Origin of the sequence: Loktanella sp. PT4BL (assembly GCF_003201935.1) — a bacterium.
GTDB lineage: Bacteria > Pseudomonadota > Alphaproteobacteria > Rhodobacterales > Rhodobacteraceae > Yoonia.
The window spans coordinates 575,362-587,714 of sequence record NZ_QJJL01000003.1; the positions used below are offsets into that span (position 1 = coordinate 575,362).

The 12,353-nt window shown below is 59.0% G+C and carries 13 protein-coding genes; 10 read left to right on the forward strand and 3 right to left on the reverse strand.

The features are described 5' to 3' along the window. Window positions 1-85: 85 nt before the first annotated feature. The 8 genes from proS (at window position 86) to C7964_RS12725 (ending at window position 6,385) form a co-directional block, all read left to right on the forward strand. Window positions 86-1,426: a proline--tRNA ligase gene (proS, locus tag C7964_RS12690; protein WP_110280008.1), complete on the forward strand. Its 1,341-nt coding sequence runs from the start codon at window positions 86-88 to the stop codon at window positions 1,424-1,426. Then, entirely contained in the window at window positions 1,423-1,995 is a 573-nt protein-coding gene (locus tag C7964_RS12695) for a peroxiredoxin (RefSeq protein WP_110280009.1), read from the forward strand. The genes proS and C7964_RS12695 overlap by 4 nt, the downstream gene beginning before the upstream one ends. A 104-nt stretch (window positions 1,996-2,099) precedes the next feature. Beyond that, a complete protein-coding gene (locus C7964_RS12700; protein ID WP_110280010.1) occupies window positions 2,100-2,705 on the forward strand; it encodes a DUF2937 family protein in 606 nt (201 codons plus the stop codon). A 66-nt stretch (window positions 2,706-2,771) separates the two neighbouring features. Further along, window positions 2,772-4,040, forward strand: a complete 1,269-nt coding sequence (locus C7964_RS12705) for an ABC transporter permease (protein WP_110280011.1) — start codon at window positions 2,772-2,774, stop codon at window positions 4,038-4,040. After that, window positions 4,033-4,716, forward strand: coding sequence for an ABC transporter ATP-binding protein (locus tag C7964_RS12710; protein WP_110280012.1), 684 nt, complete (start codon window positions 4,033-4,035; stop codon window positions 4,714-4,716). Before C7964_RS12705 ends, C7964_RS12710 begins: the two co-directional genes overlap by 8 nt. Before the next feature lie 83 nt (window positions 4,717-4,799). Further along, complete coding sequence (locus C7964_RS12715) at window positions 4,800-5,183, forward strand: cytochrome c (RefSeq protein WP_110280013.1); 384 nt, start codon at window positions 4,800-4,802, stop codon at window positions 5,181-5,183. Window positions 5,184-5,278: 95 nt separating this feature from the next. After that, window positions 5,279-5,920 (forward strand): DUF3047 domain-containing protein, encoded by a 642-nt coding sequence (locus C7964_RS12720; protein WP_110280014.1) that lies wholly within the window; start codon window positions 5,279-5,281, stop codon window positions 5,918-5,920. A gap of 69 nt (window positions 5,921-5,989) precedes the next feature. Further along, window positions 5,990-6,385 (forward strand): c-type cytochrome, encoded by a 396-nt coding sequence (locus C7964_RS12725; protein ID WP_110280015.1) that lies wholly within the window; start codon window positions 5,990-5,992, stop codon window positions 6,383-6,385. On the opposite strand, the gene C7964_RS12730 is transcribed toward C7964_RS12725, so the two are convergent. The 3 genes from C7964_RS12730 to parE all read right to left on the reverse strand — a co-directional run bounded on the left by C7964_RS12730 (window position 6,350) and on the right by parE (window position 10,773). After that, window positions 6,350-7,072, reverse strand: coding sequence for a DUF1194 domain-containing protein (locus tag C7964_RS12730; RefSeq protein WP_110280016.1), 723 nt, complete (start codon window positions 7,070-7,072; stop codon window positions 6,350-6,352). The two genes, C7964_RS12725 and C7964_RS12730, sit on opposite strands and share 36 nt — an antisense overlap. 924 nt (window positions 7,073-7,996) lie before the next feature. Further along, complete coding sequence (locus C7964_RS12735; protein WP_146214856.1) at window positions 7,997-8,818, reverse strand: hypothetical protein; 822 nt, start codon at window positions 8,816-8,818, stop codon at window positions 7,997-7,999. Continuing rightward, window positions 8,815-10,773, reverse strand: a complete 1,959-nt coding sequence (gene parE, locus C7964_RS12740) for a DNA topoisomerase IV subunit B (RefSeq protein WP_110280018.1) — start codon at window positions 10,771-10,773, stop codon at window positions 8,815-8,817. The genes C7964_RS12735 and parE overlap by 4 nt, the downstream gene beginning before the upstream one ends. Before the next feature lie 119 nt (window positions 10,774-10,892). On the opposite strand from parE, the gene C7964_RS12745 reads away from it, so the two are divergent. Both C7964_RS12745 and C7964_RS12750 read left to right on the forward strand, forming a co-directional pair. Continuing rightward, window positions 10,893-11,777 carry an NAD-dependent epimerase/dehydratase family protein gene (locus C7964_RS12745; RefSeq protein ID WP_110280019.1) on the forward strand — a complete coding sequence of 295 codons (885 nt, stop codon included), beginning with the start codon at window positions 10,893-10,895 and terminating at the stop codon, window positions 11,775-11,777. Continuing rightward, the gene (locus C7964_RS12750; RefSeq protein ID WP_181417170.1) at window positions 11,774-12,313 is read left to right on the forward strand and encodes a DUF4166 domain-containing protein; all 540 of its coding nucleotides are present in this window, start codon (window positions 11,774-11,776) and stop codon (window positions 12,311-12,313) included. Before C7964_RS12745 ends, C7964_RS12750 begins: the two co-directional genes overlap by 4 nt. Window positions 12,314-12,353 lie beyond the last annotated feature (40 nt).

The window sequence follows — 12,353 nt, forward strand, 5'->3', positions numbered from 1 at the left end:
GCCCCGAAATCATCACACTGCTTGCGAGGGGCATCGCAGGGGATTAAACCCTCACCCAACACTTGTATCCGAAAAGGTCGAACACATGCGCCTGAGCCGCTATTTCCTGCCCGTTCTTAAAGAAACGCCCCGCGAGGCGCAGATCGTCAGCCACCGCTATATGTTGCAGGCGGGGATGATCAAACAGGCCAGCGCGGGGATCTATTCATGGCTGCCGCTCGGCTTTAAGGTTCTGCGCAAGATCGAAAACATCGTGCATGAGGAACAGGCGCGCGCGGGCCATATCGCGATCCAGATGCCGACGATCCAGTCGGCGGACCTTTGGCGCGAAAGCGGGCGCTATGATGCCTACGGCGAAGAAATGCTGCGGATCAAGGACCGTGGTGGGCGCGATATGCTGTTCACGCCAACGGCCGAGGAACTGGTGACGGATATCTTCCGCGCCCATGTCACCAGCTACAAAGACCTGCCGCTGACCCTTTATCAGATCCAGTGGAAATTCCGCGACGAGGTCCGTCCGCGCTTTGGCGTCATGCGGGGCCGCGAATTCTACATGAAGGACGGCTACAACTTCGATCTGACCAAAGAAGACGCGCTGCACGCCTACAACCGCCATTTGGTCAGTTATCTGCGCACCTATGAACGCATGGGCCTGCAAGCGATCCCGATGCGCGCTGATAGTGGCCCCATCGGTGGCGATGACACCCATGAATTCCTTGTGCTGGCCGAGACTGGCGAGTCAGAGGTTTTCTATGACAGCGAGATCACCGAATTGAAGTTCGGCGACCGCGAGATTGATTATGACGATCACGCGGCGTGTCAGGCGGTGCTTGAGGAATTCACCTCGCGCTATGCCCGCACCGACGAAACCCACGATGAGGCGTTGTTCAACGCGGTGCCCGAAGAACGCCGCCGCACGGCGCGCGGGATCGAAGTTGGGCAGATTTTCTACTTTGGCACCAAATATTCCGAGGCGATGGGCGCTTTGGTCGATGACGGCAAAGGCAACAAAGTACCGGTCCACATGGGCAGCCACGGCATTGGCGTGTCGCGTCTGCTGGGGGCGATTATCGAGGCGAGCCATGACGACAAGGGCATCATCTGGCCCGAGGGTGTCACACCATTCCACTGCGGGATCGTGAACCTGAAAACCGGTGATGCCGAAGCAGATGCCGCTTGCGAGGCGCTCTATGCGTCGCTGACAGCGCTGGGCCTTGAGCCGCTTTATGACGACCGCGACGAACGGGCAGGGGCCAAGTTCGGCACGATGGACATGATCGGCCTGCCTTGGCGCATTACGGTGGGGCCACGCGGCCTCAAGAACGGTGTGGTCGAATTGGCCAGCCGCCGGACTGGTGAGAGTGAGGAACTGCCCCCCGAAGAGGCCGTGGCGAAAATCGCCAAGATCTACGAGGGAATTGTGTGAGCTTGTCCGACGTCGACTGGACATTGATCCCCGCACCGGCAGACGATGGCAAAGCGGCGCATCTGGAAGGGCAAACGCTCCCGGAAGTGACGCTACCCGCCACCGACGGGCCTGCGGTGACGCTCAGTGATTTGCGCGGGCTGACGGTGATCTATGTCTATCCGATGACTGGCCGCCCTGACCGCGACTTGCCCGAAGGCTGGAATGATATCCCGGGTGCGCGCGGCTGCACGCCCCAGTCCTGCGCGTTCCGCGATCACTATGCGGAATTGCGCGATTACGGTGTGGATCACCTCTTCGGGCTGTCAACGCAGGACACGGATTATCAGGCAGAGGCCGCCGCGCGCCTGCACCTGCCATTCCCGCTTCTGTCCGATGCCGATCTGGTATTCGGCAAGGCGCTTGATCTGCCGGGGATGGAAGCGGACGGCAAGTATCTGCACAAGCGCCTCACGATGATTGTGCGCGACGGGGTGATTGAAAAGGTATTCTATCCGGTATTTCCACCCGATCAGGATGCGAAAAACGTGATTGAATGGTTGCGCGCGCACGCGGAAGAGCGCGCATAGCGCCGATGACGCGTTAACAGCCCTGCGAAAATCTGCTATCCAGCGTTAAAACAAAATGTGTTGAGGCAGCAGATGACAATGATTTCCCGCAACGGGGCGCTGGCATGATCCGCGCCCTCTGTTTGATCGGTGGGCTCAGCGGTGCCGCTGGCCTGTCGCAGTACCCTGAGTTTTCGCAGCAATACCTGCAACGGCTCGCCGGTCAGGTGGATGAGCTCACGCGGCAGGTTGTGGAGTTCGATGAGGCCGCCCTTGCCGATGGCATGGGGCGCGAAGAAATGTTGCAGGCGATGGCAGACACCCCGCTGGTGGCTTCGCAAGAGGCACTTTGGCGGCGGACCTTTGCCCGCCATGCGCGGTTGAGCGAGAACTTGATGCTGTTGCGCGAGGCGACCCCTTTGGAGCGTCTGACATTGCCGCACCGCATGGCTGATCCTGCGACGCTTGCTGCGGTCTGGGATGATTTCACACCTGCTGTGCCGCTGAGCGTGGCGGGGGCTGCCTCTGCTGGAACAGGTTTCTTGGGCGGCTGGGCTGGGTTTGCGATTTTGGCGGCGCTGGTGTCCATGCCGTTCCGCCGCGCAAAGCCCGCGCCCGCGACCAAGAAACGCCGCGCGCCAGTCATCAAGGCCGACCCGCCTGTGACGCGTCCGACCCTTGTGGCGGAAACACCGCCCAACAGGCCACGACTTGCGGGCGTGCAAAGATAAGCGCACAGCCGCTTGACCATTGCGCCCCCGCGCACCACCTTGCGGCAAACCCAAGCAGGAGCTTTCATGGCCGAGGTCAGGACAACACGTCCCTTTGCAAAATTCGAGTGGATGATCGCGTGGCGCTATATCCGCGCCAAACGCGCCGAGGGCGGTGTCAGCGTGATGACATGGATCAGCCTGATCGGTGTGACGCTCGCCGTCTTTGCGCTGATCGCGACGCTGGCGGTGCGTTCGGGCTTTCGCGCCGAGTTTATTGACACGATTGCAGGGGCGAACGCCCATGTGAGCGTGGTGATGCCGCGCGGGGTGATCACGGATTTCGAACAGGTCGCCGACAATATCCGCGCGGTAGAGGGGGTGCGGACCGTCGCGCCCCTGATCCGCGGGCAGGCGATGGCCTCGGGTCCATCGGGGCGGATCGGGCTGGCGGATATTCACGGTATCCGGCTGGAGGATCTCAAAGCGTCAGACGCTATTGTGCAAAGCGAACGCACCTCGGGCAACATCGACGACCTGCCGAACGGGATTGCGATCGGTTCTGCTTTGGCGGCGAACCTTGGCCTTGATATCGGGGACCGGATTGAGCTGACCACGCGCTCGGGCGCATCCACACCCATGGGTCAGGCCACACGGCGCAATGCCTATGAGGTGGTCTACATCTTCTCGACGGGCCGTTTCCAGATTGATGAGGTGCGCGTCTATCTGCCCTTTGACGTCGCACAGCTGATCATGAACCGCGACGGTGTTGCCGATGAGTTGGAAATCCGGCTGGACGATCTGAACCAGTCAGAGGTTCTCAAGCAGGACATCGCCAATGCCGCAGGCCCCGGCATGTGGGCCTATAGCTGGCAGGACCGCGTGGGACGGTTCTTGCGCGCGCTCACGATAGAGGACAATGTGATGTTTATCATCCTGTCGATCCTCGTGCTGGTGGCTTCGATGAACATTATCAGCGGGTTGATCATGCTGGTTAAAAACAAGGGGCGCGATGTGGGCATCCTGCGCACCATGGGCCTCACCGAAGGGTCGATCCTGCGGATATTCTTTATCTGCGGCGCGGGGATTGGTACGATCGGGACTGCGCTGGGCGTGGTGCTTGGCTGCCTTTTTGCGATCTACATCGACACGATTTTCAGCTTTGTAAACTATGTCGCGGGGGGCGGTGTCTGGGATCCGTCCATCAGGGGGATTTACAATATTCCCGCCGAATTGCGGCTTGTTGATGTGCTCAAAGCGGTGTCGCTGTCGCTGGGCCTGTCGTGGATTATCACGATCTTTCCCGCGCGCCGTGCCGCCCGCATGAACCCTGTCGAGGCGCTGCGCTATGAGTGATTTCACCCTTCAGGTTGCGGACCTGACAAAGACCTACAACGCGGGCAAACCGAATGAAGTGCGTGTCCTGCAAGGCGTTTCATTGGACGTCAAACCGGGTGAGGTGGTGGCGCTGGTCGCCCCCTCAGGTGCGGGCAAATCGACCTTGCTGCATATTGCGGGCCTTTTGGATACGCCCGACGACGGCACGGTGCAGATCGAAGGCACGGATATGACCCGCCTGTCTGACCGGAAACGCACGGCGGTGCGCCGCTCAACCGTGGGCTTTATCTATCAGTTCCACCATCTGCTGCCGGAATTTTCAGCGCTCGAGAACATTGTCCTGCCGCAACTGGCCAACGGCCGTTCCGAGCACGCGGCCGAGAAACACGCGATGGCCTTGCTGGATCGCGTTGGAATCGCGGCGCGTGCCGGCCACCGTCCTGCGGCGCTTTCGGGAGGCGAACAACAGCGGGTGGCGTTCTGCCGTGCTTTGGCCAATGAACCTGCGCTTTTGCTGGCGGATGAACCGACAGGCAATCTTGACCCTGATACCTCGGATCAGGTGTTCGCGGCGCTGATGGGGTTGGTGCGTGATACCGGGCTGGCGGCCGTGATTGCGACACATAACCTTGAACTGGCCGCGCGGATGGATCGACAGGTACGTCTGAATGGCGGTGTGCTTGAAACAGCGTGAGCGTCGGTAATCTGCTGATTGATACAAATCATGGTGGCAGATAGCGTGCTTTTGTTACAGTCTGGACAAAACAGGAGGCTGATATGCGGTACGTCATTATTTTGCTCGCGCTGGGCCTGACGGCTTGTGTCGAAGAACACATCGACGGGCGGACAGCCTATATGGAAAACTGCGCCAGTTGCCATGGGGCCGATGGCAAAGGGGATGGCCCGGCAGCGCGCGATCTGGCCGTGGCCCCGCCTGATTTGACCACGATTGCGGCCCGCAACGGCGGTGTTTTTCCCGTAAATCAGGTCATGAGCACCATCGACGGGCTGGACCGTGGCGCGCATTTCAGCACTGCGATGCCGGAATTCGGCGCGGGTGATCTGGGCGAGACCGTGATCGTGGAAGAGCAGGGGTTGGGCACACCGGTGCCCATGAAGCTCTTGGTGCTGTCCGAGTATCTGGAATCCATCCAGCAGTAACCTGCGCTAACGTTCGCGTGAAAACGGCAGATGTCGGGTTCCTGCGCATTGGAACTGGGCTAGTTTTATCCAGACACTGTAAACAGGATATTTTTATGCACCGGATTTTTGCGACAGTTTTCGCCCTCGGGATAGCCGCAAGCGCGCAGGCAGCCGAAGTAAGATTTGACAACGGCTGGCAAGAGCAGCGCCTCTCGCTCTTCAGCTCGAACGACTATGCTTTTGGCCAGAACCTCGGGCTGGTGTCGGACGGGTCCGTGTCCATCGCCTGGAGCCGCGTCGCACCAGCAAATTGGGGGACGCGTGGCGCGACATGGAACTGGACCGTAGAACAATCCGTACCCCCCACCGATCTGAGCCTGAAAGGCGGAGATGATCGCAACATCTCGCTCTACTTCGTGTTTGTGCCGCAAAGCATTGCGCCCAGCCTTGAAGGGGCGAATATCCGCGCCCTGCTGGGCAATGATGATGTGCGTATCATCCAGTACGCCTGGGGTGGCAACCATGCGCGCGGGCAGGTGATCCCGTCGCCTTACGGTCCTGCGGGGCAGGGGGTGACCGTTGCACTACGGCAGGCCGGGACGGGATCGTTCAGCGAAAGTGTCGATCTGGCGGCGGACTATGCCCGTGCTTTTGGCGGCGAAAAAGGCGCGCTGATCGGGCTGGCCGTGTCGGGTGACAGTGATGATACCGACAGCGTGATCCGGGCGGCGATTGGTGGTCTGACACTGCGCTAGTTGATTTGCATCAACGCAGAAGGCGCATCCTCTGCCTAGGCTGATCCCAGCAGCATAGAGGAGACCGTAATGCGTATCTTTCCCGTGATACTGGCGTTGGGCCTTGCATCCCCTGTCGCAGCGCAGGATGCGATGCAGGGCGAGGCGCTTTTCGGCTTTTATTGCGCCACCTGCCACGGCAATGCGGCCACGGGTAACGGGCCGATGTCGCCGTCTTTGGTTGTGGCGCCCAGCAACCTGACACGGCTGGCCGCCGAGAATGGTGGTGTGTTCCCGACCGCACGTGTGATCATGCGGATTGACGGGCGTGATCCGCTGGTCAGCCATGGCAGCATGATGCCGGTTTACGGGGATTTCTTTGAAGGCACAGATGTGGCCACCAAAGCCGAGACAGGGCAGCCCATCATGACGTCGCAGCCGATTGTCGACCTATTGGCCTACCTGCAATCCCTCCAGCAGGAGTGAGGCATATTCGGTCTGGGGCGTTGTCCCTGCGATCTCGAGGATCAGCTTGCGGCGCACCGCGTCGGTGAACTCGGGCCCGCTGAGCGCGGGCATCACGAAAGCGTTGGGGCCACCGATGATATTCTGCTCGTACATCAGCGGCAGGCTGTTGCCCATGAAATCGCCGTTGCGCAGGATCGGCAGGGCGTTGATGGTGATGTTATTGGCCACGACCTCATCGCGTGCCTGGGTGATGGGCGGGCCGAATGTGTTGCCCATGCTGTCGCCGGAAAAGTCGATCACGCGGCGGAAGCCCCTGATATCATTGTTCTCTATCTGTGCCATCCCGTAGAGCAGGGCCGAGCCGATGGCGTTGCGCCCGCGCGCCTGACGGGGCGGGCCGATCAGGGCCGCGGCGAACCGCGTGGCGCTGTCCATATCGGTGATGACGGTCCAGTCCACGACCGTGGCCTGATTGGTGGCCCATTCCACATAGGTGACAGCTATCGAGCCGTAGAGCGTGTTCTGGATCGCAGAGACGACCGCCGGATCGGTGATGGCGGCGGCGTAGGACTGGCGCTGGAACAGCAACTCGTCGGCGTCGATTGAACCCGAGGCATCGGCGAGCAGCACCAGTTCGAGATCAGTTTCGACCTCTTGTGCGGCCAAAGGAGAGGCGAGGAAAAGGGTAAGGATCAAATAGCGCATAAGGGGGAACTAGGGCGGCGTGACGCTAGGGAAAGGGGTGTGTGTTTTGCGTACACAAGCTGTACACAATGCGTATGTACACAGGGGCACGGACGGGGTGTTCGATGGCCGCAGTCCCGGGCCTGACCCGGGACCTCGTCACACAGAGCGGCAGAGGCCCCGGATCAGGTCCGGGGCTGCGTGGCACTTGATCCGAGGTTTGCGCCTATCCTTGGGGGCGCGTGGATTTCACCCACCTTACGAGAGGAAGCAACCCGTAGGTCGGGGCCTGCCCCGACATGCCATGTCATGCGGTGCAGGTGTGTCGGGGAGAACCCCGACCTACGCCGTAGCACCCGTAGGCCGGGGTTCTCCCGGGCAACGTTGGCGATGCCCTCACAAAACACCCCGCCCGGCATGGCCGGGTAGCGCCCGACCTCCCCCCGGAGGACGCTTTTGCTATCCTGCGATGCGTCAGATTATCCGGCATTATCGTGACAAGGCGAATGGTCGCGTCTAATCCTCTCCTTTATTGGTGAACTCACTCATCCATAATAAGACAAAAGCAAAAACACATATCCCGACGGCAATCAAAAACGTGTTTTCTCTTGAGAGAAATACAGAGAAACTTTCCAATATAACCGAAAGCAAGAATACAAACACACACGGCAGAACGATTGCAAAAAGAGCATATGCGATAGATCCTGAATTTCCTATCTTATGCTTGTCTTCCCAAAATCGCACCGCCCTGAACCAACGCAATATCATTCTTACCTCCGAGGTAATTTGATAAGTCAATAATTGTAGAAACCAGCGCCAGCAATCAAGTGGGTTTCACCCACCGTACGAGATGACGCAATCCGTAGGTCGGGGCCTGCCCCGACATGCCATGTCATGCGGTGCAGGTGTGTCGGGGAGAACCCCGACCTACGCCGCTACGGTTTGCTAGGACTTTTTTGAGCCAAGGTAAGTCTCATACATCAAGTTTAGACCATTCTCATACTGGAACGATGCTTCATAACGTATCCCCGGAACGACAATTCTTTCCGCACAACCCAAATATAGAGCGTTATCGTCCATATCTTCTTCGTCTTCGAGATGGATGTGTGCGATCAAGCCATCAACAAACAGTCTGTACATAGGAATTTCCCGCACGGGACCATCCTCGAACGGAGGTGTTTTCTTAGTTTCGTAAAATGGCAGTGCGTTTTGGTATTCGCCAAACGTCGATATCTGAACAAGAGCCGTTGCAAACCTAGAGTCAGAAATACGCTCGCCCTTTATTGCAGCTGCAATCAGCTTCTCCTGATGCTCGCTGAGTTTTATGTCCTCTGTATCGGGTAAGCTAGACACTGATGCTCGCCACAAGATGCTGACCAAAAACAGTTTGAGAGAGTAACCATCCTCAACACCCAACTGAATCTCGCGCGTAGAGTGATTAGGCAACATTGCTGACAAGCTTTGGAAAATAGGTGGAACGCCATTCCAAGAGCGCCATACCATCTTATGCTTCTTTAGAATTCTGATAGCTCTGGTATCTATTCTCTCTAGATAGTCCTCGCCCTCACGCGTAACCATGCTTTTGTCATACCAGCTTGACCAACGCTTTGTTCCGCCTGAACCTTTTGATGACTGCACTAAAGGCACACCGCTTTTTGACGGTCGTGTTAGTGCCTGCGGGATGATGTGGCTTTTTACATATTGACCCTCAGTACCCGTGAGCTTGCAGATACCTAACGATTTACATTGAAATTTTTTGCCACTCAAACATCCAACTCCTCCACAAACCGTGCATTCTCCTGAATATACTGGAACCGCAACTCCGGTTTCTTCCCCATCAGACGCTCCACCAGATCGGCGGTATCCCCCGGCACATCATCATGCACGGTGACGCGGATCAGTTTGCGGGTCGTGGGGTCCATCGTGGTTTCTTTAAGGTCCTTGGCGTCCATTTCGCCCAAGCCTTTGAACCGCTGGACGTCGATCTTGCCTTTGCCGCCAAGGCCTTTGGCCATGACCGCCTCTTTCTCGGCGTCGTCGGCCACATAGACGCGGCGCGCGCCCTGCGTCAGGCGGTAGAGCGGCGGGCAGGCCAGATAGAGGTGGCCGTTGTCGATCAGGGGCCGCATCTGCGTGAAGAAAAACGTCATGAGCAGCGACGCGATATGCGCGCCGTCGACGTCGGCGTCGGTCATGATGATGATTTTCTCGTAGCGCAGGTCGTCAATGTTGAATTTCGTGCCCATGCCGACACCCAGCGCCTCGCAGAGGTCGTTGATTTCGGCGTTGGTCGTCAGTTTCGATGAGGCCGCCCCCAGCACGTTCAAAATCTTGCCCTTGAGCGGCAAAAGCGCCTGATTGACGCGGTTGCGCGCGCCTTTGCCCGAACCACCCGCGCTGTCGCCCTCGACGATGAAAAGCTCCGTTCCCGCGCGGTCCTTGCTGGTGCAATCCGTCAGCTTGCCGGGCAGGCGCAGTTTCTTGGTGGCCGATTTGCGGGCGGTCTCTTTTTCCTGACGACGGCGCAGGCGTTCTTCGGCGCGCAGCACCAGAAAATCGAGGATCGCGCCTGCGGATTTCGTGTCATTGGCCAGCCAGTTGTCAAAGTGGTCGCGCACCGCCCCTTCGGTCATTTTCGCGGCGATTTCCGAGGACAGCCGGTCCTTGGTCTGCCCCACAAAGGCCGGATCGCGGATAAAGCAGGACACAAGCGCGCAGCCGCCCGAGGTCAGGTCCTCGCGGGTGATTTGCGCGGCTTTCTTGTTGTTGGAGAGTTCACCGTAGGCTTTGATCCCCTTCAGGATCGCGGCCCAGAAGCCGCTGACATGCGTGCCGCCTTCGGGCGTGGGCACAGTGTTACAATAGGACTGGATGAAACCGTCGCGCACGGGCGTCCAGTTGATCGCCCATTCCACCTTGCCGGGTTCGCCGAATTTTTCGTTAAAGTCCACGGTGCCGGCAAAGGGTTTGTCGGCGTAGGTGGATGCGGTGCCCAGCGTTTCCTTGAGGTAGTCCGACAGGCCGCCGGGGAAGTGGAAGGTGGCCTCGAGCGGGGTTTCCTTGTCGTCGATCTCGGACTTCCAGCGGATTTCGACACCCGAAAAGAGGTAGGCCTTGGAGCGGATGGAGGCAAAGAGGCGGGCGGGTTTGAACCGCTGGCTGCCGAAGATTTCCGCATCCGCGTGGAAGGTGACCGTGGTGCCGCGCCGGTTTTGCGTGGGCCCCAGTTTTTGCACCGGCCCCAGCGGGATGCCGCGCGAAAACCGTTGTTCGTAAAGTTCCTTGTTGCGCGCCACCTGCACGACCATGCTGTCGGACAGCGCGTTGACCACCGATGCGCCCACACCGTGCAGACCGCCCGACGTCTGGTAGGCCTTGCCCGAGAATTTGCCGCCCGCATGGAGCGTGCAGAGGATGACTTCGAGTGCGGATTTGTCAGGGAATTTCGGGTGCGGATCAATCGGGATGCCGCGCCCGTTGTCTTTGATCGTCACGGAATAATCCGCGTGCAGTTCCACCTCGATCCGGTTGGCATGCCCTGCGACCGCTTCGTCCATGGAGTTGTCCAGCACCTCGGCCACCAGATGGTGCAGCGCGCGTTCGTCCGTGCCGCCGATATACATGCCGGGGCGTTTGCGCACAGGTTCCAGCCCCTCAAGCACCTCGATGCTGTCGGCGTTGTAGTCGTCGGGGCTGGCCCCGGAGAGGAGGTCGTTGGCCATGGTACTGCTCATTTCTTTGGTTTGGGACATAATGGCAGGCGCGCGTGCAGGGGGCAATCTCGAATGCTTGCGGATTGTGTGCGGCGGGCTAGTTTAGCGTCAAACACCAGGAGGACGATATGCGCGTATTTTTCACAGGCGGCAGCGGCAAGGCGGGACGTCATGCGATTACCTATCTGCAGGCGCAGGGCCATACAGTCGTGAATGTGGACCGTGTCCCGTCAGGGCTTGATGTGTCGGAATTGCTGGTTGATTTGTGTGATGCGGGGCAGGTGATTGGCGCGATGTCGCAATACGCCGATTTTCACGAGCTGGAGCCGGGCACAGGCGTGCCGAAATATGATGCTGTAGTGCATTTTGCCGCCGTGCCGCGCGTGATGATCGGCACCGATGGCGAATGTTTTCGACAGAATACGCTGAGCACCTATAATGTGATCGAGGCGGCGGTAAAGCTGGGCATCCCCAAGGTGATTTTTGCCAGCTCCGAGACGACCTATGCCGTTTGCTTTGCCGATGGTGAGCTGAAACCTGAATACGTGCCCATTGATGAGGACCACCCGACCGTCCCCCATGACAGCTATGCCATGTCCAAAGTCTGTAACGAGGTGACGGGCAAATCGTTCCAGGCGCGCAGCGGCATTGATATCTACGGGCTGCGGATCAACAATGTGATCGAGCCGCATGAATACGCCACCCAGTTCCCTGCCTATATGGCTGACCCCGCCCTGCGCCGCCGCAACATCTTTGCCTATATTGATGCCCGCGATCTGGGTCATATGGTGGATTGCTGCCTGAAAACTGATGGTCTGGGGTATGAGGTCTTCAACGTCTCGAATGATGATCTGTCGGTGGGGATCACATCAGACGAGGTGATCGAACGGTTCTATCAAGGCGTGCCTGTAAAGCGCGATATGCGCCCAGATGAGACGTTTTATGCCAATGACAAGGCCAAGCGGATGGTCGGATTTGCGCCCAAACATTCCTGGCGCGAAGTCTTGAGGTGACTTCAAAGCCGCCGCTCTTTGCGGGCTATCTCGGGGCGGATTATGACGCTCTGCCGCCCGTGGTGCGGGATTTGCATGATCTGCGCGGCCCTGCCATCTGGCGCGGGCGGGCCAGCGTGACGCGGGGTGCGTCGTTTTGGGCGCGGCTGATTGCCTTTGCATTCCGGTTTCCGCCTGCGACAGATGATATTGATGTGACGGTCACAATGACGCCGCGACAGGGTGGTGAGTTGTGGCAGCGCCAGTTCGGCGCTGCGCGGTTTTGGTCTTTCCTGCGCGTGCAGGACGGGCACATGACCGAGCGTTTCGGTCCCTTTACCTTTACGCTGGGGCTGCACGTAGCAGACGGGCAATTGCATTTTCCGGTGCAGTCGGGGCGCGTGGGGCCTCTGCCTTTTCCACGCTTTCTTTTGCCAGTCAGTGTGGCGCGGGAATATGAAGATGCGGGGCAGTTTCATTTTGATGTGGCGCTGTCGGCCCCCATCACAGGTGCGCCGATGGTGCATTATCGCGGGTGGCTTGCGCCTACAGCGTGACCACAGATTTTTCGACGAAAAATCTTGGGGCTCTCAGGTC

What these genes read in the sequence shown, in the direction of transcription:
- proS (WP_110280008.1), top strand. Translation starts at nt 86, where the DNA reads ATGCGCCTGAGCCGCTATTTCCTGCCCGTTCTTAAAGAAACGCCCCGC.
- C7964_RS12745 (WP_110280019.1), top strand. Translation starts at nt 10,893, where the DNA reads ATGCGCGTATTTTTCACAGGCGGCAGCGGCAAGGCGGGACGTCATGCG.
- C7964_RS12710 (WP_110280012.1), top strand. Translation starts at nt 4,033, where the DNA reads ATGAGTGATTTCACCCTTCAGGTTGCGGACCTGACAAAGACCTACAAC.
- C7964_RS12720 (WP_110280014.1), top strand. Translation starts at nt 5,279, where the DNA reads ATGCACCGGATTTTTGCGACAGTTTTCGCCCTCGGGATAGCCGCAAGC.
- C7964_RS12715 (WP_110280013.1), top strand. Translation starts at nt 4,800, where the DNA reads ATGCGGTACGTCATTATTTTGCTCGCGCTGGGCCTGACGGCTTGTGTC.
- C7964_RS12730 (WP_110280016.1), bottom strand. Translation starts at nt 7,072, where the DNA reads ATGCGCTATTTGATCCTTACCCTTTTCCTCGCCTCTCCTTTGGCCGCA.
- C7964_RS12700 (WP_110280010.1), top strand. Translation starts at nt 2,100, where the DNA reads ATGATCCGCGCCCTCTGTTTGATCGGTGGGCTCAGCGGTGCCGCTGGC.
- C7964_RS12705 (WP_110280011.1), top strand. Translation starts at nt 2,772, where the DNA reads ATGGCCGAGGTCAGGACAACACGTCCCTTTGCAAAATTCGAGTGGATG.
- C7964_RS12725 (WP_110280015.1), top strand. Translation starts at nt 5,990, where the DNA reads ATGCGTATCTTTCCCGTGATACTGGCGTTGGGCCTTGCATCCCCTGTC.
- parE (WP_110280018.1), bottom strand. Translation starts at nt 10,773, where the DNA reads ATGGCCAACGACCTCCTCTCCGGGGCCAGCCCCGACGACTACAACGCC.